The following is a 19,869-nucleotide window of genomic DNA, read 5'->3' on the forward strand; positions in this document are numbered from 1 at the left end:
TTCGTCGCGGCGGTCCTCGACCGGATCGTCGGGCGAGGTGGAGGTGCCCCAGGCCTCGCGGACGTCGTGGTCGTCCGGGGAGTCCGGCGCCGTCGGATCGGTCGGGACCGGTAGCGGCTCCACGGCCCGGACGGTCCGGCCTTTCCGGAGGGCCGTGCACCGTCGTGACGACGTCACCACCGGAGGTCCACCGGTACCCTCCCGGCACGAGCAGACGACGTGCGGAGGCCACCATGGCAGTTCAGGCGAACGCGACACCGCACCCGGAGCCGGACGAGGAACTCCCACCTCTTCCGCCTCAGCGCACCACACTGGAGCTGCCGGACGACGAGATCCCGGATCTCGCCGAGGCGGAGGTGCCGCCGCTGCCCTCGGACGAGATCCCCTCCCTGCAGGAACGGCCCGATCCTGACGCGCCGCGAGGTCCCGGTGACGAGCCGTCGGTGGAGCGCGACGCCGCGACCGAGTAGGCGGCCGGGCACGGCCCTCCCGCCGGTCTGCCGCCGTCCATCGAGCGCGTTCAGACCGCAGGCGTGCTGAACAGGCCGTCGAGGTTCGCGATGCGCACGCCGGATTGGGTCACCTCGCCAGGTGGTGTGTCGCGTCGCGGTGCCGGGATGTCGATCATCGGTGCCGGCCGCCGTCGTGGGGTTCGGGTGGGGTCGATCCATGCCGGTGGGAGGAACTCGGGTAGTCCATCCCGGATGCGGACGTCCCATCCGGGATGGTGGATCAGCCGATGGTGTTGCCGGCAGAGCATGACCAGGTTGTCGATCTTCGTGTCGCCGTGTTCTTCCCACGGGATGACGTGGTGGACCTCGCACCATGACGGCGGCCGGTCGCATCCGGGGTGGGCGCAGCCGCGGTCGCGGGCGATGACCGCGCGGCGGAGACCGTCGGGGATGGTGCGGGTGGCGCGTCCGACGTCGAGGGGCTGACCCTTCCCGTCGAACACGATGGGGATGACAGCCGAGTCGCAGGCCATCATTCGCAGGGTTTCTGTGGAGGTGCGTCCGCCGAAGTCGAGCATCCCGGTCTTCGCGCGCTTCTCCAGGTCCTCCAGCGCGATGATCACCGAGATCTGCGGGCGACGCCCACCGGTCTCGGGCACCAGCCCTGCGGGCCCGTGAGCCAGGGCGAACGCGCACACCTCGGCCAGGGCCTCGGCCTGGCGTTGAGCGGGCTCGCGGGTCTCGTCCGAGGAGGTGGGCTTGGACTTGGCGTCGATCACCGCGGCGATGGTGTCGAACATGGCAGCGTCGTCGAAACGCCCGGTGATCTTGCCGCCGGGCCGGTTCCGGTGACGGACGATCCGCAACTCGTTGACCTCGGGCTCCGGCCGGTCGTCGTCGGGCTCCGGGCCGTCTTGATCGAGCTTCTCGACCAGGGCAGTCGCCCACACCTGCAGCTCGTTCGGCGTGTATTCGGAGGTCTTCGCGCCGATCTGAACTTCCGCAGCGGCCCACACCTCGGGGGTGAGCCGCTCGGCGGCGCGGGTCGCGAGGACCTTCGCCACGACCTCGACATGGCGCAGGCTCGTTCGCCCGGCGTCGAACACCTCCGCGGTGGCGGGCAGACGCGGCGGCAGCTGAGCGCCGTCCAGGGCGGTCTTGCCGACCACGTTCTCCGCGGCCATCACGTGCCGGCGGGCCTCGAACCGCTCCCAGCCGAGGAGGTCGGCGAGGGCGGCGGAGCTGGTCTTGTAGCCGCGGGAGGTGAACACGTCGCGCCGCTCGGCACTCGCGAGGACCTCGACGGAGAGGTGGTCGAGGCGCCGGCGGGCGGCCTCGCAGGCGATCAGGACGGTGATCTGTTCGGTGTCACTCGCGCCCAGGGTGGCGGCGCGGAGTTCTTCGACGGCCTCGATGAGGCGGTCGTGCGCTGCGGCGACCCGGCCGGTGGACATGCCTCCATCGTACTCGAACGCATGTTCGTATCAAGGACTGTCGTCGCAGCTCAGAGGCCACTCGGCGCACCCGCTCCCCGATCCGTCGGCACGGCGCTCGGGCGACGGAGGGATGGTCGTCGACCGGCCCCTGCACTCCGGGGCCGCCGAGTGCAGGACGATCACGAACGGCTCGTCCGCAGAGGTCACGACGCCGTGTCCGAGCGTCGTCGCGCCGACGCCGACACACCGGAGTACGGGGCCCGGCCACGCGCGCCGACCGTGCACCCGGCGGCCGGCCCGACGAACGAGCACGACGAGTTCGTGCCCGGCGGCGGGAGCGGTCATCAGCTGTCCGCCGCGCTCCGGCGGGACCGATGACGGCGCCGTCCGGCCGTGGGTGGAGGCTGAAGTGGTCGTGACGGGGACGATCCCCTGTGACACACCCGTTTCGGTTAGATGGGTGGTGATGGCGGTCGCGCGGCCGACCCGGTTTCATGAGGGGGTCGTCTCCGCGTCGGCCCTAACGACGTGGTGACTCGGGGCGCGCGAGCGGGACGGACGGTGTGGGGTGGTGGACAGCCCGGTGACCGCACGCGCCGCGACGCTGCCGCCGGACCTGAGGGTCCGGCTGCCCGGCAGCGAGATGGACGCGCTGATGGCGGCCTGCGACTGGGCGTCGGGCCCGCTGGGCCCGCCCGAGCAGTGGCCCGCCGACCTGCGGGCGACGGCCGGGCTGTGCCTGAACTCCCGCTTCGGGATGCTGCTCGTCTGGGGCCCGGAACTGACGATGATCTACAACGACGCCTACGCGCAGATGCTGGGGGACAAGCACCCGGCCGCGCTCGGGCGTCCGCTCTCGGAGGTCTGGTCGGACGTGTGGCCGGTGATCGCGGACATGGTGGACGCGGTCGTCGAACGCGGTGAGGTCGTCTACCACGAGAACCTGCAGCTGATGATGCAACGGAACGGGTTCGAGGAGGAGGCCTACTTCACGTTCTGCTACCACCCGGTCCTACGCGCCGACGGCAGCGTCGGCGGCGTCGTCGACACGGCCACCGAGACCACCGCACAGGTGCTCTCCGCCCGGCGGCTCGCGGCCCTGCAGGATCTCGCGCGGATCCCCGCGGCCCGGATCGGTGGCGCACGCCCGGTGTGCGACTCGGTCGCCGACGTCCTCGCCCTGTTCCGCGCCGACCTGCCCTTCGGGGCGATCTACCTGCGCGACGAGGCCGGCGGGGCGACGCTGGCGGCGAGTTTCGGCGACGAGCGGGAGGCGCTGCCGTCCCACCTCGCCGCCGACATCGACACGCCGGCCGGGCCGGACGCGGTCGTGCTGCCGCTGGGTGCGTCCGGGCCCGACCCGATCGGGACCGTCGTCCTGGGCGTGAGCCCGCACCTGCTCCTCGACGACGCCTACCGCTCGTTCCTGGACCTGGTCGCCGGGCAGGTCGCGTCCGCGATCTCCGACGCCGAGGCCTACGAGGCCCAGCGGCGGCGGATGCAGCAGATGGCCGACCTCGAACGGGCCCGGACCGACTTCTTCACCGGCGTCAGCCACGAGCTCCGCACCCCGCTCGCGCTGATCGCCGGGCCCGCCGCGGACAGCCTGGCCGACACCGGCGAGCCGCTGACGCCGACGCACCGCCAGCGGCTGGAGCTGGTGCACCGCAACACCGGCCGGCTGAGCCGTCTGGTCGACACGCTGCTCGACTTCGCCCGGATCGAGGACGGCGGGCTGACCCCGGACCTGGCGGTGGTCGACCCCGGGGAGCTGACCCGGGACGTCGCCGGTTCCTTCGCCCCGGCGGTGCACCGCGCGGGGCTGGGGCTGGTCGTCGACAGCCCGGACGTCGGAGCGGTGCGCCTGGACCCGGACATGTGGGAGAAGATCGTCCTGAACCTGCTGTCGAACGCGGTGAAGTTCACCGTGGCCGGCGGCGTGACGGTCCGTCTCACCCGCACCGACGGCGTCCTGGAGCTGCGCGTCGACGACAGCGGGATCGGCATCCCGGCCGACGAGCTGCCGCACCTGTTCCGCCGGTTCCACCGGGTGCGCGGGACGGGTGGCCGGTCCGCCGAGGGCAGCGGGATCGGGCTCGCCCTGGTCTCCGAGCTCGCGGCGCTGCACGGCGGCGCCGCGGACGTCACGAGCGAGCCGGGGGAGGGCAGCACGTTCACGGTGCGGGTCCCGGTCGACGCGGTCGTGGCTCCGGCGCGCACGGCCCGGCCACGTTCAGTGGGCCGGTTCCTCGACGAGGCCCTGCAGTGGACGCCGCTCTCGGACGAGGACCCCGGGCGCGACCCCGCCACCCCCTCCGCGGAGCGGGACGGCGGCGCCCACCGGGTGACCGGGACCGAGCGCCCGACGGTGCTCGTCGCCGACGACAACCACGACATGCGCCTCTACCTCGCCGGTCTGCTCGCACCGCACTACGAGGTGGTCGCGGTGCCCGACGGCGTCGCCGCCCTGGAGCACGTCCGGGCCGAGGTGCCCGATCTGGTCCTGGCTGACGTCGTCATGCCCCGCCTCGACGGCCTCGACCTGCTGTCCGCGCTGCGCGCCGACCCCGCGACGGCGACGGTGCCGGTCATCCTGCTCTCGGCCCGGGCCGGTGACGACGCGGCCGTCGAGGGGCTCGACGCCGGTGCCGACGACTACCTCGCGAAGCCGTTCTCGGCAACGGAGCTGCTGGCGCGGGTGCGGACGAACCTGGCGCTGGCCCGCGCCCGGGCCGGGGAGTCCGAACGCCTGCGGAGCCTCGCGGAGGCCACGGTCGAGGCCTACGACGCACCCACCGCCGAGGCGGCCGTCGCCCTGGTCGCGGACACGTCGCGTCGCCTGTCCGGGGCGCGGCGGGTCGTCGTGGAGCTCCGTGACGAGGCGGGCGCCGCCGTCGAGTCGGTGTCGGACGAGCACCGCGGCAGCGCGGGGCGGGGCTCGGAGTGCGCCCCGCGGACCTTCCCCGTCGTGTCCGGTTCCGGTGTCGTGATCGGCGAGCTGCGCGCCGCCGCACCGGAGGGGCGGTGCTTCACCGCGGCCGACGACGCCGTGCTGTCCCAGATGGTGGAGACCCTGGCGTCGGTGGTCGAACGCGACCGCCTGCTGCGCGAGCAGACGACGGTCGCGCTGACCCTGCAGCGCTCGATCCTGGGTCCGATCCGGCTCCCGGACGGGTTCTCCGCGCGCTACGAGCCGGCCGCGGGGACCCTCGAGGTCGGCGGTGACTGGTACGACGTGGTCGGCCTGCCCGGCGGGCGGCTGGGAGTCGTCGTCGGCGACGTCGTCGGCCGCGGGCTCGGGGCCGCCGCCGTCATGGGCCAGCTGCGCAGCGCCGGACGTGCCCTGTTGCTGGAGGGTCGCGGACCCGGCGAGGTGCTGACCACGCTGGACGCCTTCGCGTCCCTGACCGACGGGGCGAAGTGCAGCACGGTGTTCTGCGCGGTCGTCGACCCGTCGTCGGGGACCGTGCGCTACTCCAGCGCCGGGCACCTGCCCGCGATCGTCGTCGCGGCCGACGGGACGCACGGGTTCCTCGACGACGCCCTCGCCGTGCCGCTGGCGGTGATCGAGGGCGTGCACCGGCCGGAGGCCGTCACGTCGCTGGAAGCCGGGGCCACCCTGCTGCTCTACACCGACGGCCTCGTCGAGCGCCGGGGGGAGGACGTCGACGCCGGGATCGACCGCGCCGTCGCGACGGTCGTCGCCCACCGGCACCGGCCCGTCGCCGGCGTCGTCGACGCCCTGGGCGAGGCGTTGATCGCCGACGGCCACGACGACGACGTCGCCGTCCTGGCCTACCGCCACGTCCTGCCGGGAACGTGTGAGCCCGAGCCGTGCCGGGAAGTCCCGGAGACGTCCGTGTTTGGCGGGGCCCCGCGATGAGCATGCGGACCGGACCGACGACTGCGAGCCACCGGGGAGGGGCGTGAGCGACATGTGCCGTGCCTACGAGCCGGTGCCGGGCTCCTGCGGGCTCGTCCGGCGCGACGTGACCGCGTTCCTGTCCGAGATGCACCTCGACGTGGAGACGGTCGAGTCGGCGGTGCTGGTCGCGAACGAGCTGGCGAGCAACGCGATCGAGCACGCCCGGACGCCGTTCCGGATCGCCGTCTCGCTGCTCGCCGACCGTCTGCGGATCGAGGTCACCGACGGGTCGAGGGAGCAGCCGGTCCTCCGGCCCCACGATCCCGGCGCGATGCGAGGACGGGGACTGCAGATGGTCGACCGTCTGGCGACGGTGTGGAGCTACGAGATCGGCCCCGAGGGCAAGACCGTCGTCGCCGAGATGGGCCTGGCCGGCGTACCGGTCTGAGAACGGTGCGGAGGGTCAGTCCCGTCGGGCGTCGTAGGCCCGGCGGGCCTCGGTCACCCGGGCCACCGACGACTCCAGCAGCTCGGTCAGCCCGTGCAGGCGGTCCGCGACCTGCTGGCCGAGCCCGGTCAGGGAGTACTCGACGCGGGGCGGGATCGTCGTGTGCACCTCGCGCAGCACCAGGCCGTCGCGCTCCAGGGTCTGCAGCGTCTGGGACAGCATCTTCTCGCTGACGCCCTCGACACGACGGCGCAGCGCGTTGAACCGGAAGTCGCTCTCGCGCAGCGCGAGCAGCGCCAGGATGCCCCACTTGCTGCCGACGTCCTCCAGCGTCGCCCGGGACGGGCAGTCGCGCGCGAACACCGAGGCGACCCACTCGTCCGTCACGTCGCCACAGGCGTCCGCGGCCGGTCCGATCGGTGCTGTGCTCACGCTCTCACGGTACCGCACCCACGAAACACAAAGCGCTGTGTAATAGTTAGTGCTATCCGACAGCAACCAGCAAGGTCGAAGCAGGGGAGCGCGTCATGACCACCTACGCCGTCACCGGAGCCACCGGACACCTCGGTGCCCTCGTCGTGGAGAACCTGATCGAGCGCGGCGTCCCGGCCGCGGACGTCGTCGCCGTCGTGCGGACGCCGTCGAAGGCCGAGGCCCTCGTCACCCGCGGCGCGACCGTCCGGGAGGGCGACTACTCGCGCCCCGAGACGCTGCCGGCGGCGCTGGCCGGCGTCGACGTGCTGCTGCTGGTCTCCGGCAGCGAGGTCGGGCAGCGCGTCGCCCAGCACGGGGCGGTGATCGACGCCGCCGTCGCCGCGGGGGTCGGGCGGATCGTCTACACCTCCGTCCTGCGCGCCGACACCACGCCGCTGGTCCTCGCGCCCGAGCACAAGGCCACCGAGGAGCTGCTGCGCGCGTCGGGGATCCCGTTCACGATCCTGCGCAACGGCTGGTACACCGAGAACTACACCGGGCGGATCGGCGAGTACCTCTCCCGCGGAGTGATCGTCGGGGCCGCCGGGGACGGGCGCGTCGCCGCCGCCACCCGGGCCGACTACGCCGCCGCGGCCGTCGAGGCCCTGGTCGGCGACGGGCACGCCGGTGCGGTCTACGAGCTGGCCGGTGCGCCGTTCACGCTCAAGGAGCTCGCCGCCGAGATCGCCGCGGCGACCGGTACCGAGGTCGTCTACTCCGACGTCACCGTCGCCGAGCTCGTGGGGATCCTTCAGGGCGCCGGCCTGGACGAGGGCACGGCCGGTTTCGTCGCCGCCCTGGACGAGGCCACCGCCCGCGGTGACCTCGACGCCTCCGACGCCGACCTCACCCGGTTGATCGGCCGCCCGGCGACCCTGCTCGCCGACGCGGTCCGCGCCGCCGTCTGAGTCCCGGACCTGCAGGGACCGTCGAGACGGTCCCTGCAGGCCGCCTGAGGCGGGGTCAGGGGAGGCGCGGCGCCATCAGGATCATCCAGCCCAGGAGGTGGGCGGTCTCGTCGAGGCGTTCGTGCTCCTCGTCGTAGGCCTCCCGGTAGGCGGGGCCACCACCGTCGAGGTCGGGGTCGTAGTGCTCCCACACGCGTTCCGCGGCCTTCCAGGCCAGGTTCCGGGTCACTCGGACCAGCAGGTTCGACGCCCTGTTGCCGAACGTGTCCACCGGGCCCCCGTCGTCGCCGTCGGCGAGGAAGGCGTCGAAGTCCTCGCGGAGCAGGTCCATCTCCTCGGCGAAGATCTCGTTGACCTGGTCGTAGTCGGCCCGGCGGTCGGGCGTCGGTGGGTAGGTCTTCCACGTCTCGAGCAGGGCGAAGGCCAGGTCGAAGTTGACGTGGGCGTTGACGCCGGCGGCGGCGAAGTTGGCGTGCTCGACGTCGTCGCGCCGGCGGTCGAACAGGACGTTCCAGCAGGTCGGGGGATTGAGGTCGCGGCCCTCGTAGGAACGGATGGCCGCCAGGTAGCGGCGGGCGAACTCCAGGTCCAGCAGGGTGAGGAAGTCCGGGTCGCGGAAGGTGCGGTCCTTCTCCCCGGCGACGGTCTCCAGCACGTTGATCGTGATGAGTCGGTAGAGCCGCGAGAAGCAGGAGATCCCGTCCCGCTGCGGCCGTTCGATGTCCGCCGCCGAACGGTCGCGGATCACGGTGAGGACGTCGACGACGTCCTGCAGCGACGAGACGTCGTCGAAATCGCTGAGGTCGTGCGCCATCGCGGTGCCCTTCGTCGCCCGCCACGACCTCGCCTCCGTCGGACCGGGCGTTACCGGTCGAACCGTTCGCATGCCGGGATACGAATGTCTTCCCACGTTGCCCGACCACCACCGAGCACGCGGAGGGTCAGCCATGCCCCAGCACGCCCCGTCCCTGACCGAGGACCAGCTCCGGGAGCCGCCCGCGGTCCATCTGGCGACCGGGATGATCGCGGCCGAGCTCGACCTGAGCTGCGCGGACGCCTTCGAGCGGCTGCACGAACGCGCCCTCGGCGACGGGTCCCTGGCCGTCGTCGCCCAGAAGGTGGTGAGCCGTGAGATCCCCGCGTCCTGTGACGACGTGCCACGGCCGGACCCGCGTTCGGTTGCGGCCCGCCGTGGTCGCTGGTCGATCCACAACGCCGACGACCTCGTGAGCCGCGTGGGTGCCGGTCGCCCCTGACGACCGCGCCGGGGATCGCGCGGATTCTCCGTGGACGTGCCGGGAAGTCCGAATTCCTTTACGATTCGGCGTGACGGCCATTCACCGCAATTCGTGATAAGTGAGAAGAACCCCCGATCGGGGCGTAACCTCACGCATAGTGATGTCGTCGCCCGATGGTGGTAGATGATTTGGCGGCGGTCCCGGTTCTGGATAAATTCGTCCGCAGTCGGCACGGGCTCCCCTTCCATTGTGCCGTCACGGACGAGGCCCCTTCGGGTGGACTCGCGACCCCCAGGAGATCCACTGTGATGAAGAAGGCCGGAATCGTCGCCGTCGGCGCCCTCGCGTCCCTGCTGGCGGTCAGCCCGCTCGCGTTCGCGGGCGAGGGTGGCCACGCGGACAAGGGCGGCCACCACGGCGCCGGGAACGTCATCGACAAGGACTCGAAGGGCGCGCTGCTCAGCGGCCTGAGCGGGAACAACGTCAACGTCCCGATCCAGATCTGCAACAACAACGTCCCGGTCAACGTCGCCGGCGTGCAGGTCCCGGTCGAGGACGCCGCCGCGGGCAACGGCCTGACCGGCGCGCTCGGCATCCTGGGCGAGGCCAAGGCCAAGAGCGGCGACTCGGTCACCGCGCAGCCCGACAACTGCGGCCAGACCTCGGGTGCGGGCGACTCGATCGGCTGATCGGTTTCCTCTGCTCACGAACGGGCCCCGGGATCTGCGGATTCCGGGGCCCGTTCGCGTCAGGAAACGGTTCGTCGGGTGAGGTGTGCGAACTTCGCCACCGCGCCGGGCGTGACCGGTGTGAAGAAGTTGACGAGCGTGCCGTCGGGGTCGCGGACGATCAGCGAGCGATTGCCCCACGGCATCGTCGTCGGTGACGTGACGACGTCGGTCCCCCCGGCGAGGCGGGCGTGTGTCTCGTCCACGTCGTCGACGAGGAACTCCACGACGACCGAACGGTTCTCCCCGGCCCGTGCCCGCTCCGGGCGCGAACACCCCGACGGTGCGGGGGTGGCCGATCGCGAGCGTGGCCGGTACGGCGGTCATCGCCTCGCTCCCGGCTACCGGAATGCCGCTGATGCTGACCGACGACGAGGCGCCCGCCGTGCTGCTCGGCCGTTCGACGTGCCCGCCGGGTTCGACCCGACCGGGCGGGTCCTGGACGGGCTGGTCGAGGTGCGCTTGCGGCCGTTCGTCGTCGACTCCCCGCACGAGCTGTGTACGACCTGCTCTCCCTCGCCGATCGGCTCCGCGCCGGGGCCGGTCACCCCCCCGGATGCGTACGGATGATCGGGAACGGGCACAGGGTCTGAGGAGAGGGAGGTGCTGTCATGACGACACTCGCCGTCATCGGAGCAGGGCGCGGTCTCGGGGCCGCCGTCGCACGACGGTTCGGACGCGAGGGGTTCGACGTCGCGCTGATCTCGCGCAACGAGGCGAGGGCGCAGGCCCTAGCTGTAACTCCCAGCAGCGTTGTTGACGCGGGTGATGGGTGGGTTGCCGCCGATGGCGGTGTGGCAGCGGTGGTGGTTGTAGGTGTGTAGCCAGGTCGGTAGTGCCGCGGCGCGGTCGTCGTTGCTGGTGAAGGGTCGTTGGTAGGCCCATTCCTCGGCCAGGGTCCGGTTGAACCGCTCGGCTTTGCCGTTGGTCTGGGGTCGGTAGCGGCGGGTGAACCGGGCCTGTGCACCGATCTCGGCGAGTGCTTCGCGCCAGGCCCTCGAGCGGCGGTAGGCCAGGGCGTTGTCGGTCATGACCCGTTCGATGTGGGTGATGCCGTGGTCGTGGAAGAAGGTGGTGGCGCGGCGCAGGAACGCGGCGCAGGTGGTGGCTTGTTCGTCGGGATGGATCTCGGCGTAGGCCAGGCGGGTGTGGTCGTCGATCGCGGCGTGGATGTAGTCGTAGCCGACCCGGGTTCCGTAGCGGGCTCGGCGGTGTTCGATGCTGTCGCGCCCGTGGGCTCGCCAGCCGCCTCCGTCGCGGAGCCGGCCGAGTTTCTTGACGTCGACGTGGACGAGTTCGCCGGGGCGGTCGCGTTCGTAGCGGCGGATGAGTTGCCCGGTGGGGCGGTCCATCCAGGCCAGGCGCGATAGCCCGTGCCGGACCAGGACGGCGTGCACGGTCGAGGCCGGTAGCCCGGTCAGGGGCGCGATCCGGTGCGGGCCCAGTTTGCGTTCGCGACGCAGGGCCAGGACTCGGGCTTCGGCCTCGGGGGTGGTCCGCGACGGGATGTGGTGGGCGTGGCTGGGCCGGTCGATCAGTCCGGTCGGGCCTTCGGCGCGGTAGCGGGCCCACCACTTGTAGCCGGTGGCGCGGGAGATCCCGAGCTCGGCGGCGACGTGGGCGACCGGGCGCCCGGACAGGACACGCTCGATCAGAACGGTGCGTCCGTGCACGGTCAGACGGGCATTACGGTGGGCCACGGAGACCTCCGGGTGGCTGGGTATGAGCGTCGACAACTCACACCTCGCCCGGAGGTCTCCCTGGTTTCAAGCCGCCACGCCGTCAACAACGGTCATGGGCACTACACCTAGCCGCGGACCTCGGTGCCGAGGGGGTCTCCGCGCACGGGTTCGCCGCGGACGTCCGCCGTCCGGACGAGCTCACCGCGACGCTGGAGACCGTGGCCGAGACCGTCGGCCCGATCGAGGTGCTGCAGTACAGCCCGATCCCGCAGAAGAACTTCATGCGACCGGTGCTGGAGACGACGCCGGCCGATCTCGTCGGCCCCGTCGAGTTCTCGATCTACGGGCCGGTCGCCGCCGTGCACCAGGTGCTGCCGGGGATGCGGTTCCTGGGCACCGGGACGATCCTGTTCGTCAACGGCGGCAGCGCCGTGCGTCCGGCCGGGCGCGTGACCGGGACGTCGATCGCGTTCGCCGGCCAGGCCGCCTACGCGCAGATCCTGCACGACGAGGTCGCCGCCGACGGCGTGCACGTCGCGCAGCTGATCATCCCCGGCGCGATCGAACCCGGTCACCCGCGAAAGGACCCGGAGGTCCTCGCCGAGACGCTGTGGGGCCTGCACCGCGACCGGAAGGGCTTCCGCACGTTCGCCGAGGACCTCGACGCCTGAGTCCGGCCTATCCGAGTCGCTCGAGGACGAACGCGAGCGAGCGGTCGAAAGCGTCCCGGGCGGCCTGCGGGTCGTCGCGCCACAGGTGGTCGGCGCCCGTTCCGGCACCTCCGCGACGCCGGCCGAGGTCAGCCCGAGCAGGGCCGCCAAGTGCCCGCCCGCCGACTCGCCCCACAGCGCGGTGCGACCGGCGTCGAGGCCGAACTCCCCGGCCGCCTCGTGCAGCCAGGACAGCGCCGCGGCGACGTCGTCGAGCTGCGCGGGGAACGTCGACTCCCCGCTGAGCCGGTAGTCGACCGAGGCGACGGCGAGCCCGGCGGCGGTCAGCCGCGCGAACGGCGACGGGTCCCACCCGGCGTAGGCGGGCCCGAACGAGCCGCGGGAGCCGAGGCGCCAGCCGCCGCCGTGCAGGAACAGCACCAGCGGGACCGGGCCGGTGGTCGCGGGCCGGTGCAGGTCCAGCAGGAGCGGGCGGTGACCCGGGACGACCGCGTACTCGACGGCCCGCCAGGTCCGGGAGCCGTCGTCCGCGGTCGAGGGCGCGGGCACCGGTGCCGGGCCGGGCCCGGCCGGGACGACGTTAGTCGGCGAGGCGGACATCGAAGTGGAACTCGTTGCGGTACTCGCGCGCCGCGGCGCCGAGCCGCTCCGGGGCCGGGACGACGGGCGGGATCGGCGGGACCCGGGAGTCGGTGCGCTCCCCGGCGGCGGAGAAGAACCGTTCGAACCCGCCGGTGTTCACCCCGAGCGCCTTCGCCCGGTGCGACTCGACCCGGAACGTGTGCCTGCGCCCGGCCGGGACGTAGCCGAAGTCGCCGGGGGTGAGCAGCCTGTCGAGACGCTGTCCGTCGGCGTCCTCGACGATCACGCGGACCTTGCCGTCGAGCACGAAGAAGATCTCGTGGACGTCGGCGTGCGAGTGCACCGGGATCGCCTCGCCCTGCGGGGCCTCCATGGTGAACACGCCGAACTGGCCGTCGGTCTCGTCGCCGCTGAGCAGCACCGTGAACAGCTGGTCGAACAGGTGGCTGCGCTCGCCCTCCCCGGCGGAGAGGAAGTAGGGGACCGGCTTGCCGGGCAGTGCGAAGTGCGAGCCGCCGGGGGTGGCGAACTCTGCGGTCATGGTGGTCCTCCGGTGACGACGGGCGGTCCCGCCCAGGATGGTCCGCCCGGGTGCCCGTGTCAGCCGGTGGTCCATTGAGTGGGCCTGCCAGACTCCCCGCCATGGACGCGCCCGTGGGACCCGGCGACCCGCCTCGCCGTGGGCGGCGTCCGCCGAGCGGAGACCCGGTGGTCACCCGCGCCCTGTCCGTGCTCGCCGCGTTCGACTCCGGGCACCGCGTGCTCGGCCCGGCGGAGCTGAGCCGGCGCACCGGGATGCCACGCAGCACGGTCGCGCGGCTGGTGGCGCGGCTCGTCGAGTGGGGCGCCCTGGAACGCGACGGCACCGGCCGGTACGTGGTCGGGCTGCGGCTGTTCGAGGTGGCGTCGCTGGCCCCGCGCAGCCACGGCCTGCGCGAGGTGGCCCTGCCCTACCTGGAGGACCTGCACGAGGTCTCGCGCCAGCACGTCCTGCTCGCGGTCCGCGACGGCGGCGAGGCCCTGCTCGTCGAGCGCCTGTCCACGCACGGCGCGGTCGAGATCGACTACCGGGTCGGCGGCCGGATGCCGCTGCACGACACCGGCGTCGGGCTCGTGCTCCTCGCCGGGGCGGAGGCGGACGTCCGCGACGAGCAGCTCGACCGGCTCGGCCCGCCCGCGGCGGACACCCTGCGGCTCCGGCTCGCGCAGGTGCACCGCCTGGGTGTGGCGGTGTTCGACCGGGACCGGCCGGTGCCGGTGTCCTCGGTCGCGGCGCCGGTCCACGACCACACCGGTGCGGTCACCGCGGCCGTCTCGGTCGTCGTCCCGGCGCGGGAGGCGAACCCGCAGGCCTACGAGCAGGTCGTCCGCGCCGCGGCCCGCGCGATCTCCCGCGGGATGGGGAACCCGCGACCGTAGGCGCCGCTCCCCGTGAACGACCGTGACTCTCGTGGCGTCACGCGCGACGAAGGCCGCGGTCGTGGCGGGCGGGAGCGTCGGCGGGTCACGTCAGGTCGGTGTCCAGGACCGCGCGGGCGGCGGCGACGGTCTCGGCGGTGATGCCGGGGCGGGTGTGCAGGCGCCCGACGCGGACGACGTCATGCACGATCTGGTGTGCGGCGTGCACGAGCAGCGCGGTGTGGACCCCGTCGAGGCCGGGGCGGCGCTCCTGCAGTGCCGCCGACCAGCGGGCGACGTCGGTGCGGACGGCGGCGTCGTTCTCCCGGCGGGCGTCCGCGGGCAGGTTGATGTCCTCGGTCGCGTAGACCCCGAAGAGCTCGCGCTCCGCGGCGGCGAGGGCGGTGTAGTCGCGCAGCAGGGTGTCGATGTCACCGGCGTCCGGGAGCCGGGAGTGCGCGCGCCGGTAGGCGGCGACGAGCATCCCGGACTTGGTGGGGAAGTGGTGGTAGATGCTCGGCCCGGCCATGCCCGCCGCGGCCCCGATGTCGTCGACGCTGACCGCGGCGTAGCCGTGCCGGTGGAACAGCCCGATCGCGGTGTCGAGCAGCTGGTCGCCACGGCCGGGCTCGGTGGCGGGCACGGGCCGGGGGACGGGCCCGGGCGGGGCGGAGATCTCGAGATCGGCCGCGCACACCGCGGCGGACGCCCGCACCAGCGCGTCGCGGTAGCGCTCGTGCGCCAGCGGTACCGGGTGCGTCGACGGGCTCGCGAGCACCGCGAACGCGGCCGTGGACAGGACCTGCACCCGGCCGTCGTCGAGGTCGGGGCGGGCGGCCGCGACGTGCCCGGCGAACGCCGCGGCCAGGGCACGGAAGCGGGCCAGCGCGGGGGCGCGCTCGTCGTCGTCGAGGTGGCGCATCTCGCGCTGCAGCAGCACCCAGACGTCGCGGCGGCGCAAGGCGGCCTCGGCCAGGCGGTCCAGTGCCTCGGCCAGGGACCGGGCGTCGGACAGTGCGGCGTCGACGTGGTCGAGCCCGGTGGTGATCGCGCCGTCGAGCAGGGCGTTCTTGTTGCGGTAGTGCCGGTAGACCGCCGGTGCGGTGACGCCGACCCCGGCCGCGACGTCGGCGAGCGAGACGCCGTGGAAGCCGAGCCGGTGGAAGTGCGCGGCGGCGGCCTCGGCGAGCTCGCGGCGTCGCTCGTCTGCGGGCTTGCGGGTGCGTTCGCGCCCGGTCGAACCGGTGCTCCGCATCGTCACCCCAACCCTCGCCGACCAACCGCCGACGATCACCGTATCCGCCGGACCGCGGCAGGAACATCTTGCCTAGTGAATATTCACTAGATACTGTCACGGCGCGCCGGGGGACGGAACCACCGGTGACCTCCGAACCCCGGGAGCTGGTCGATGACGACGGACCCGAGTACCCACGACCCGGCGACGCTCTATCGCCGGGCCGGCTACCGCGCCACCGGACTGTGGACCGACGACACCCTGGCCGGGCTCGTGCCCGGCGCCGCCGCCCGGCACCCGGACCGGGAGCTGTTCCTGTTCGAGGGCCGGCGCGTGTCCTACGGCGAGTTCGACCGCTGGACGCGCGCCGTCGCGGCCGACCTGGTCACCCGCGGCGTGCGGCGCGGCGACCGGGTGCTGGTCCAGCTCCCGAACTGCCTGGAGGCACTCGTCCTGCAGGTCGCGGCGTTCCGCGCGGGGGCGGTCGACGTCCCGGTCGTGCCGATCTACCGGCAGCACGAGATGCGCCAGATCCTCGCCGACGCCCGTCCCGCGGTCGTCTGCTCCGTGGCCGCGATGGGCGACCGCGCCCCGGCCGAGGAGATCGACACCCTGCTCGACGAGCTCGGGCAGCGCCCGCTCGTGCGCTACGTCGTCGGCGGCGAGCGGCCCGGGTGGGACGCGGTCCCGGAGGCGGCCGACACCGACGTCGCGCTGCCGGAGCCGGGCACACCCGACGAGCCGGCGCTGCTGCTCTACACCTCCGGCACGACGTCCGCGCCGAAGGGCGCGCTGCTCAGCGCCCGTGCCGTGTTCGCGCACATGGTCAACTTCAAGGACATCCTCGGAGCGGGCGAGGACACCGTCACCCTGGCCGCGACGCCGTTGTCGCACCTCGGCGGGTTCGTCGCGGCCGTGGTGTTCCCGGCCTTCCTCGGCGGCCGGTCGGTGATCATGCCCGGCTGGCGCCCGGACGAGGCGATGCAGGTGATCGAGGACGAGAAGGTCACGCTGATGATGGGCGCGACCGTGTTCCTCGCCGACATGGTGGCGCGCTACGAGACCGCCCCGCCCGGCGAGCACCGCCTCGGCATCTACGCCGCGGCCGGTGCCGCGGTCGCACCCGAGCTGATCGACCGGGCGTCGGCGGTCGGGCTGCAGGTCGCCCGCGCCTACGGCATGACCGAGACGGCCGGGGTGTGCGCCGCCGCGTCGTCGCGTGACCCCCTCGAACGGCGTAGGGCGTGGGACGGGCGGCTGCTGCGGGGGATGGAGATCCAGGTCGTCGACGACGAGCGCAACCTCGTCCCGCCCGGCACGGTCGGGCAGTTCCGGATCCGCGGCCCGCAGATGCTCACCGGCTACACCGACCCGGCGCTGACGGCCGAGCAGATCGACGCCGACGGCTGGTTCTATCCCGGCGACGCCGGCCGCGTGGACGCCGACGGCTGGGTCCAGATGGTCGGGCGGACGAAGGACATCGTGAACCGCGGCGGCGAGAAGTTCTCCACGATGGATATCGAGATGGCGATCGCCTCCCACCCCGGCGTCGCCCGCGTCGCCGTCACCGCCGTCGCCGAGGAGCGTCTCGGCGAGGCCGTCGGCGCGTGGGTCGTCCTCGACGACGCCACCCGCGCCGGGGGCGCGGAACCGCTCGTCGAGCACCTGCACACCCGCGGCCTCGCGAAACAGAAGATCCCCACGCAGTGGCACGTCGTCGCCGAGATCCCCGCGACGGCCAGCGGCAAGATCCAGAAGCACCGCCTCGCCGCGCTCGACGACATCGAGTCCTGGGACACCGCGCCCACCCGCACGAACGAGAGGTCCAGCGCATGAGCGAGAACATCACCACGACGGTGCACGAGGGCGTCGGCACGATCACCTTCGACCGCCCGGACCGGCGCAACGCCCTGAGCGTCGCGATGCTGACCGACCTGTCCGACGCCCTCGACGCCTGGGCCCACGACGACGCCGTCGCCGCGGTCGTGATCACCGGCGGCGAGGACATGTTCTGCGCCGGGCTGGACCTGGACCTGCAGTCCGGGTTCACCGAGGAGACCCGCGCGGTCTACTCCGAGGCGTGCCTGCGCGCCTACGGCGCCCTGCTCGACTACCGCAAGCCGACGATCGCCGCCGTCGGCGGCCCGGCCCTGGGCGGCGGACTCGACATCGCGGTGTTCGCCGACATCCGGATCGCCGCACCGAACGCGGTGCTCGGGTACGCGCAGATCAAGTTCGGTCTGACCCCGTACTTCTCGCCGCTGTGGAAGATCGTCGGGCTGAGCCAGGCGAAGCTGCTGACGTTCTCCGGCGACCGGATCGACGCCGACGAGGCGCTGCGGATCGGGCTGGTCGACCGGCTCTCCGCCGAGAACGGCGTGGTCGACGCGGCGACGGCGCTCGCGACGTCGATCGCCGGGACCGGCACCCGGTCGGCGGTCAACAACAAGGAGATGGCGCGTCGCTCGCCGGCGATGGACCCGATCAGCGCCCTGACCTACGAGACGCTCGCCTACCGCGAGGTGATCTGGCATCCGGACGTCGTGGAGCGGATCACCGAGGCCTACCGCCGCATCAAGGACAAGTGATGACCGACCTCCGTCCCGTCCAGACCACCGCGTTCCTGCAGGACTTCGCCGACCGCTGGCTGGCGGCCTGGAACTCGCACGACACCGAGCAGGTCTTCGCGCTGCTCGCCGACGACATCACCTGGGACGACCGGGTGTTCTGGCCCGAGGTGATCCACGGCCGGGGCGACCTGCGCGCCTACATGGACAAGATCTGGCAGGCGATGCCGGACGTCGAGTGGACCGAGATCGAGCGGTTCTTCAGCCCCGACTCCACCCGCGGCCTGGTGCTGTTCGAGCAGACCGGCGGCGCCCCGGCCGCCTTCGGCACCGACCGCCGGTTCCGCTCGCACGGCTGCGACATCTTCCTCGCCTTCCGCGACGGGAAGCTCTCGCACTACCTCGGCGCCTACGACATCGTCGGCATGCTCGAGCAGCTCGGCGCGATCCCGCCGCGCGGGTCCCGGACCGGGAGCGGGTACGTGATGTCGCTGGCGAAGCGGTGACCCTGGACTTCACCGGCCAGGTCGTGATCGTCACCGGTGCCGGGCGCGGGCTGGGGCGGCGCTACGCGCTCGACCTCGGCGCGGCCGGGGCACGGGTGGTCGTGCACGCCCGGCGGTCCGATGCGGCCGGCGGGGTCGTCACCGCGATCCGCGCGGCGGGCGGTGAGGCCGTCGCCGCGGTCGCGGACGCGCGCGACGGGGAGGTGCTCGCGTCGGTGGCGCTGCGGGAGTTCGGGCGGCTCGACGCCCTCCTGTGCAACGCCGGGATCACCCGTGACCGGTCGTTCGCCAGGACGACGCCCGAGGACTGGGCCGAGGTCCTCGACGTCCACCTCGGTGGCGCCTACGCCGCCTGCGCCGCGGTGTGGCCGCACCTGACCGGGCAGGGTTCCGGCGCGATCGTGCTCACCACCTCCGGGGCGGGCCTGCACGGCAACTTCGGCCAGGCCGGCTACGCCGCGGCCAAGGCCGGGGTGATCGGGCTGGCGAAGTCGCTGGCGATCGAGGGCGAGCGCAAGGGTGTGCGCGTCAACGCCGTCGCCCCGATGGCGCTGACCGACATGACCCGCGACGTCTTCGGCGACGGCCCGCCGTCCACTCTCGCCCCGGAGGCCGTCTCGCCGGTGGTGCTCGCCCTGGCGCACCCGTCCTGCCCGCTGACCGGGGAGGTCGTCGAGACCGGTGGCGGGTGGGCGTCGCTGCTGCGCTGGGAGCGTTCCGCCGGCGTCCGGTTCCCGGCCGGCGAGCTCAGCCCGGGATCCGTCGCCGCCCGCTGGCCCGACATCGCCCGCTTCGACCGCACCGCCGACCACCCGCGCACCACGGCCGACTCCCTCGCCGCGGCCTGCGCGGCCGCATCCTCCGGAGGAACACCATGACCGCACCGCAGTACCTGATCACCTCCGTCGAGAACGGGGTCGGGATCATGCAGCTCGACCACCCCCGCAAGCGCAACGCGCTGGGCTGGGAGCTGCACGAGCAGATCATCGCCGCGTTCGAGGCGTGGGCCTACGACGACGACGTCGCCGCCGTGCTGATGATCGGCAACGAGGACTACTTCTGCTCCGGCTGGGCGCTCGACGTCCTGCAGGGGACCTCCGGCGAGGAGCGCACCCGCTTCACCGACCTCGCGCACAAGCTGATGGTCACCATCTACGACTTCCGCAAGCCCACCGTCGCCGCGGTCGCCGGCGTCGCGCCCGGCTACGGCATGGACCTGGCCAACATGTGCGACATCACGATCGCCTCGGAGAACGCCGCGTTCGGGTCGACGCAGGTCAAGTACGCGATGAACGGCTTCTACCACGGCATGCTGGCCAAGACGAACACCCAGCGCGCCCGGCGGATGTTCTTCACCGGCGACCCGATCGACGCCCACGAGGCCGTTCGCTGCGGGCTGGCCGACGAGGTCGTCCCGGTCGGGACGCTGCGCGAGAGTGCGCTGCGCCTGGCCGGGCAGATCGCCGAGCACGGGTCCGAGCTGACCACCGTGCTCAAGGAGGTGGCGCTGCGGGCGTCGAACATGGACCACGTCGGCGCCACCGCCTACGAGCTGCGCGTGACCCGCGACCTCCTCGGCCGGGAGATCTTCACCCGTCGCATCGCCGAGGGCCTCGAGCACCTGCGTTCGGGCACCAGCAGGGCGACCGAGCGCCTGAACGCGGAGTCCTGAGCCGGGCG

General features: G+C 73.0%; 21 protein-coding genes and 2 pseudogenes. 15 read left to right on the top strand and 8 right to left on the bottom strand.

Translation table 11 applies throughout. The features are described from left to right. Window positions 1–233 precede the first annotated feature (233 nt). Window positions 234–470, top strand: a complete 237-nt coding sequence (locus EV383_RS09075) for a hypothetical protein (protein WP_130289510.1) — start codon at window positions 234–236, stop codon at window positions 468–470. Window positions 471–520: 50 nt separating this feature from the next. Here the strand turns inward: EV383_RS09075 and EV383_RS09080 are convergent, their stop codons facing one another. After that, on the bottom strand, window positions 521–1,906 hold the full coding sequence (locus EV383_RS09080; RefSeq protein WP_130289511.1) for an HNH endonuclease signature motif containing protein: 1,386 nt from the start codon (window positions 1,904–1,906) through the stop codon (window positions 521–523). Between the two features lie 195 nt (window positions 1,907–2,101). On the opposite strand from EV383_RS09080, the gene EV383_RS31095 reads away from it, so the two are divergent. The 3 genes from EV383_RS31095 to EV383_RS09090 all read left to right on the top strand — a co-directional run bounded on the left by EV383_RS31095 (window position 2,102) and on the right by EV383_RS09090 (window position 6,201). Next, window positions 2,102–2,266, top strand: coding sequence for a hypothetical protein (locus tag EV383_RS31095; RefSeq protein WP_165438283.1), 165 nt, complete (start codon window positions 2,102–2,104; stop codon window positions 2,264–2,266). 205 nt (window positions 2,267–2,471) lie between these two features. Beyond that, window positions 2,472–5,771, top strand: a complete 3,300-nt coding sequence (locus EV383_RS09085; RefSeq protein ID WP_130289512.1) for a SpoIIE family protein phosphatase — start codon at window positions 2,472–2,474, stop codon at window positions 5,769–5,771. Between the two features lie 52 nt (window positions 5,772–5,823). Then, window positions 5,824–6,201 carry an ATP-binding protein gene (locus tag EV383_RS09090; protein WP_242623434.1) on the top strand — a complete coding sequence of 126 codons (378 nt, stop codon included), beginning with the start codon at window positions 5,824–5,826 and terminating at the stop codon, window positions 6,199–6,201. 15 nt (window positions 6,202–6,216) lie between these two features. Here EV383_RS09090 and EV383_RS09095 read toward each other — a convergent pair whose 3' ends face one another. Continuing rightward, window positions 6,217–6,633, bottom strand: coding sequence for a winged helix-turn-helix transcriptional regulator (locus EV383_RS09095; RefSeq protein ID WP_242622978.1), 417 nt, complete (start codon window positions 6,631–6,633; stop codon window positions 6,217–6,219). Window positions 6,634–6,728: 95 nt separating this feature from the next. On the opposite strand from EV383_RS09095, the gene EV383_RS09100 reads away from it, so the two are divergent. Next, the gene (locus EV383_RS09100) at window positions 6,729–7,583 is read left to right on the top strand and encodes an SDR family oxidoreductase (protein ID WP_130289514.1); all 855 of its coding nucleotides are present in this window, start codon (window positions 6,729–6,731) and stop codon (window positions 7,581–7,583) included. A gap of 55 nt (window positions 7,584–7,638) precedes the next feature. Here the strand turns inward: EV383_RS09100 and EV383_RS09105 are convergent, their stop codons facing one another. Next, window positions 7,639–8,397: a DUF5995 family protein gene (locus EV383_RS09105; RefSeq protein ID WP_130289515.1), complete on the bottom strand. Its 759-nt coding sequence runs from the start codon at window positions 8,395–8,397 to the stop codon at window positions 7,639–7,641. A gap of 133 nt (window positions 8,398–8,530) precedes the next feature. Between EV383_RS09105 and EV383_RS09110 the strand changes: the two genes are divergently transcribed. Together EV383_RS09110 and EV383_RS09115 are read left to right on the top strand one after the other, a co-directional pair. Next, the gene (locus EV383_RS09110) at window positions 8,531–8,839 is read left to right on the top strand and encodes a hypothetical protein (protein ID WP_130289516.1); all 309 of its coding nucleotides are present in this window, start codon (window positions 8,531–8,533) and stop codon (window positions 8,837–8,839) included. Window positions 8,840–9,129: 290 nt separating this feature from the next. After that, window positions 9,130–9,510, top strand: a complete 381-nt coding sequence (locus tag EV383_RS09115; protein WP_341273714.1) for a hypothetical protein — start codon at window positions 9,130–9,132, stop codon at window positions 9,508–9,510. Between the two features lie 59 nt (window positions 9,511–9,569). On the opposite strand, the gene EV383_RS32045 is transcribed toward EV383_RS09115, so the two are convergent. Next, window positions 9,570–9,755: a VOC family protein gene (locus EV383_RS32045; protein WP_242622979.1), complete on the bottom strand. Its 186-nt coding sequence runs from the start codon at window positions 9,753–9,755 to the stop codon at window positions 9,570–9,572. 405 nt (window positions 9,756–10,160) lie between these two features. On the opposite strand from EV383_RS32045, the gene EV383_RS32865 reads away from it, so the two are divergent. After that, a complete protein-coding gene (locus tag EV383_RS32865) occupies window positions 10,161–10,373 on the top strand; it encodes an SDR family NAD(P)-dependent oxidoreductase (protein ID WP_207223471.1) in 213 nt (70 codons plus the stop codon). Here EV383_RS32865 and EV383_RS09130 read toward each other — a convergent pair. Continuing rightward, the gene (locus EV383_RS09130) at window positions 10,281–11,249 is read right to left on the bottom strand and encodes an IS481 family transposase (RefSeq protein ID WP_130289518.1); all 969 of its coding nucleotides are present in this window, start codon (window positions 11,247–11,249) and stop codon (window positions 10,281–10,283) included. The genes EV383_RS32865 and EV383_RS09130 overlap by 93 nt on opposite strands. Window positions 11,250–11,362: 113 nt before the next feature. Here EV383_RS09130 and EV383_RS09135 point away from each other — a divergent pair. Then, window positions 11,363–11,902, top strand: a pseudogene (locus EV383_RS09135) (SDR family NAD(P)-dependent oxidoreductase); the annotation flags it as partial. Window positions 11,903–12,034: 132 nt separating this feature from the next. Here EV383_RS09135 and EV383_RS33050 read toward each other — a convergent pair. Together EV383_RS33050 and EV383_RS09145 are read right to left on the bottom strand one after the other, a co-directional pair. Next, window positions 12,035–12,502, bottom strand: a pseudogene (locus tag EV383_RS33050) (alpha/beta hydrolase fold domain-containing protein); the annotation flags it as partial. Continuing rightward, window positions 12,483–13,025 carry a quercetin 2,3-dioxygenase gene (locus EV383_RS09145; RefSeq protein WP_130289519.1) on the bottom strand — a complete coding sequence of 181 codons (543 nt, stop codon included), beginning with the start codon at window positions 13,023–13,025 and terminating at the stop codon, window positions 12,483–12,485. The gene EV383_RS09145 and the pseudogene EV383_RS33050, both read right to left, overlap by 20 nt. 101 nt (window positions 13,026–13,126) lie before the next feature. Between EV383_RS09145 and EV383_RS09150 the strand changes: the two genes are divergently transcribed. Further along, window positions 13,127–13,903, top strand: a complete 777-nt coding sequence (locus EV383_RS09150; RefSeq protein ID WP_130289520.1) for an IclR family transcriptional regulator — start codon at window positions 13,127–13,129, stop codon at window positions 13,901–13,903. 85 nt (window positions 13,904–13,988) lie between these two features. Here the strand turns inward: EV383_RS09150 and EV383_RS09155 are convergent, their stop codons facing one another. Next, window positions 13,989–15,137, bottom strand: coding sequence for a TetR/AcrR family transcriptional regulator (locus EV383_RS09155; protein ID WP_130289521.1), 1,149 nt, complete (start codon window positions 15,135–15,137; stop codon window positions 13,989–13,991). 153 nt (window positions 15,138–15,290) lie between these two features. Between EV383_RS09155 and EV383_RS09160 the strand changes: the two genes are divergently transcribed. From EV383_RS09160 to EV383_RS09180, 5 genes are read left to right on the top strand one after another with little or no spacing between them, the layout of a single operon-like run. Further along, window positions 15,291–16,952: a class I adenylate-forming enzyme family protein gene (locus EV383_RS09160; RefSeq protein ID WP_130289522.1), complete on the top strand. Its 1,662-nt coding sequence runs from the start codon at window positions 15,291–15,293 to the stop codon at window positions 16,950–16,952. Continuing rightward, the gene (locus EV383_RS09165) at window positions 16,949–17,704 is read left to right on the top strand and encodes an enoyl-CoA hydratase/isomerase family protein (RefSeq protein ID WP_130289523.1); all 756 of its coding nucleotides are present in this window, start codon (window positions 16,949–16,951) and stop codon (window positions 17,702–17,704) included. Before EV383_RS09160 ends, EV383_RS09165 begins: the two co-directional genes overlap by 4 nt. Then, complete coding sequence (locus EV383_RS09170) at window positions 17,704–18,189, top strand: nuclear transport factor 2 family protein (RefSeq protein ID WP_130289524.1); 486 nt, start codon at window positions 17,704–17,706, stop codon at window positions 18,187–18,189. Before EV383_RS09165 ends, EV383_RS09170 begins: the two co-directional genes overlap by 1 nt. Then, window positions 18,186–19,067, top strand: a complete 882-nt coding sequence (locus tag EV383_RS09175) for an SDR family NAD(P)-dependent oxidoreductase (RefSeq protein WP_130289525.1) — start codon at window positions 18,186–18,188, stop codon at window positions 19,065–19,067. The genes EV383_RS09170 and EV383_RS09175 overlap by 4 nt, the downstream gene beginning before the upstream one ends. Next, window positions 19,064–19,861 carry an enoyl-CoA hydratase/isomerase family protein gene (locus tag EV383_RS09180; RefSeq protein WP_130289526.1) on the top strand — a complete coding sequence of 266 codons (798 nt, stop codon included), beginning with the start codon at window positions 19,064–19,066 and terminating at the stop codon, window positions 19,859–19,861. Before EV383_RS09175 ends, EV383_RS09180 begins: the two co-directional genes overlap by 4 nt. The last annotated feature ends 8 nt before the right edge of the window (window positions 19,862–19,869 follow it).

The sequence above is a fragment of the Pseudonocardia sediminis genome (genome assembly GCF_004217185.1).
Classification (GTDB): Bacteria; Actinomycetota; Actinomycetes; order Mycobacteriales; family Pseudonocardiaceae; genus Pseudonocardia; species Pseudonocardia sediminis.

Excerpts from the sequence above, each read along its gene's own strand:
- EV383_RS09165 (WP_130289523.1), top strand. The coding sequence starts at position 16,949 with ATGAGCGAGAACATCACCACGACGGTGCACGAGGGCGTCGGCACGATC.
- EV383_RS09115 (WP_341273714.1), top strand. The coding sequence starts at position 9,130 with ATGAAGAAGGCCGGAATCGTCGCCGTCGGCGCCCTCGCGTCCCTGCTG.
- EV383_RS09100 (WP_130289514.1), top strand. The coding sequence starts at position 6,729 with ATGACCACCTACGCCGTCACCGGAGCCACCGGACACCTCGGTGCCCTC.
- EV383_RS09155 (WP_130289521.1), bottom strand. The coding sequence starts at position 15,137 with ATGCGGAGCACCGGTTCGACCGGGCGCGAACGCACCCGCAAGCCCGCA.
- EV383_RS32865 (WP_207223471.1), top strand. The coding sequence starts at position 10,161 with ATGACGACACTCGCCGTCATCGGAGCAGGGCGCGGTCTCGGGGCCGCC.
- EV383_RS09180 (WP_130289526.1), top strand. The coding sequence starts at position 19,064 with ATGACCGCACCGCAGTACCTGATCACCTCCGTCGAGAACGGGGTCGGG.
- EV383_RS09170 (WP_130289524.1), top strand. The coding sequence starts at position 17,704 with ATGACCGACCTCCGTCCCGTCCAGACCACCGCGTTCCTGCAGGACTTC.
- EV383_RS09075 (WP_130289510.1), top strand. The coding sequence starts at position 234 with ATGGCAGTTCAGGCGAACGCGACACCGCACCCGGAGCCGGACGAGGAA.
- EV383_RS09110 (WP_130289516.1), top strand. The coding sequence starts at position 8,531 with ATGCCCCAGCACGCCCCGTCCCTGACCGAGGACCAGCTCCGGGAGCCG.
- EV383_RS09090 (WP_242623434.1), top strand. The coding sequence starts at position 5,824 with ATGTGCCGTGCCTACGAGCCGGTGCCGGGCTCCTGCGGGCTCGTCCGG.
- EV383_RS09150 (WP_130289520.1), top strand. The coding sequence starts at position 13,127 with ATGGACGCGCCCGTGGGACCCGGCGACCCGCCTCGCCGTGGGCGGCGT.
- EV383_RS09080 (WP_130289511.1), bottom strand. The coding sequence starts at position 1,906 with ATGTCCACCGGCCGGGTCGCCGCAGCGCACGACCGCCTCATCGAGGCC.
- EV383_RS09145 (WP_130289519.1), bottom strand. The coding sequence starts at position 13,025 with ATGACCGCAGAGTTCGCCACCCCCGGCGGCTCGCACTTCGCACTGCCC.
- EV383_RS09160 (WP_130289522.1), top strand. The coding sequence starts at position 15,291 with ATGACGACGGACCCGAGTACCCACGACCCGGCGACGCTCTATCGCCGG.
- EV383_RS09105 (WP_130289515.1), bottom strand. The coding sequence starts at position 8,397 with ATGGCGCACGACCTCAGCGATTTCGACGACGTCTCGTCGCTGCAGGAC.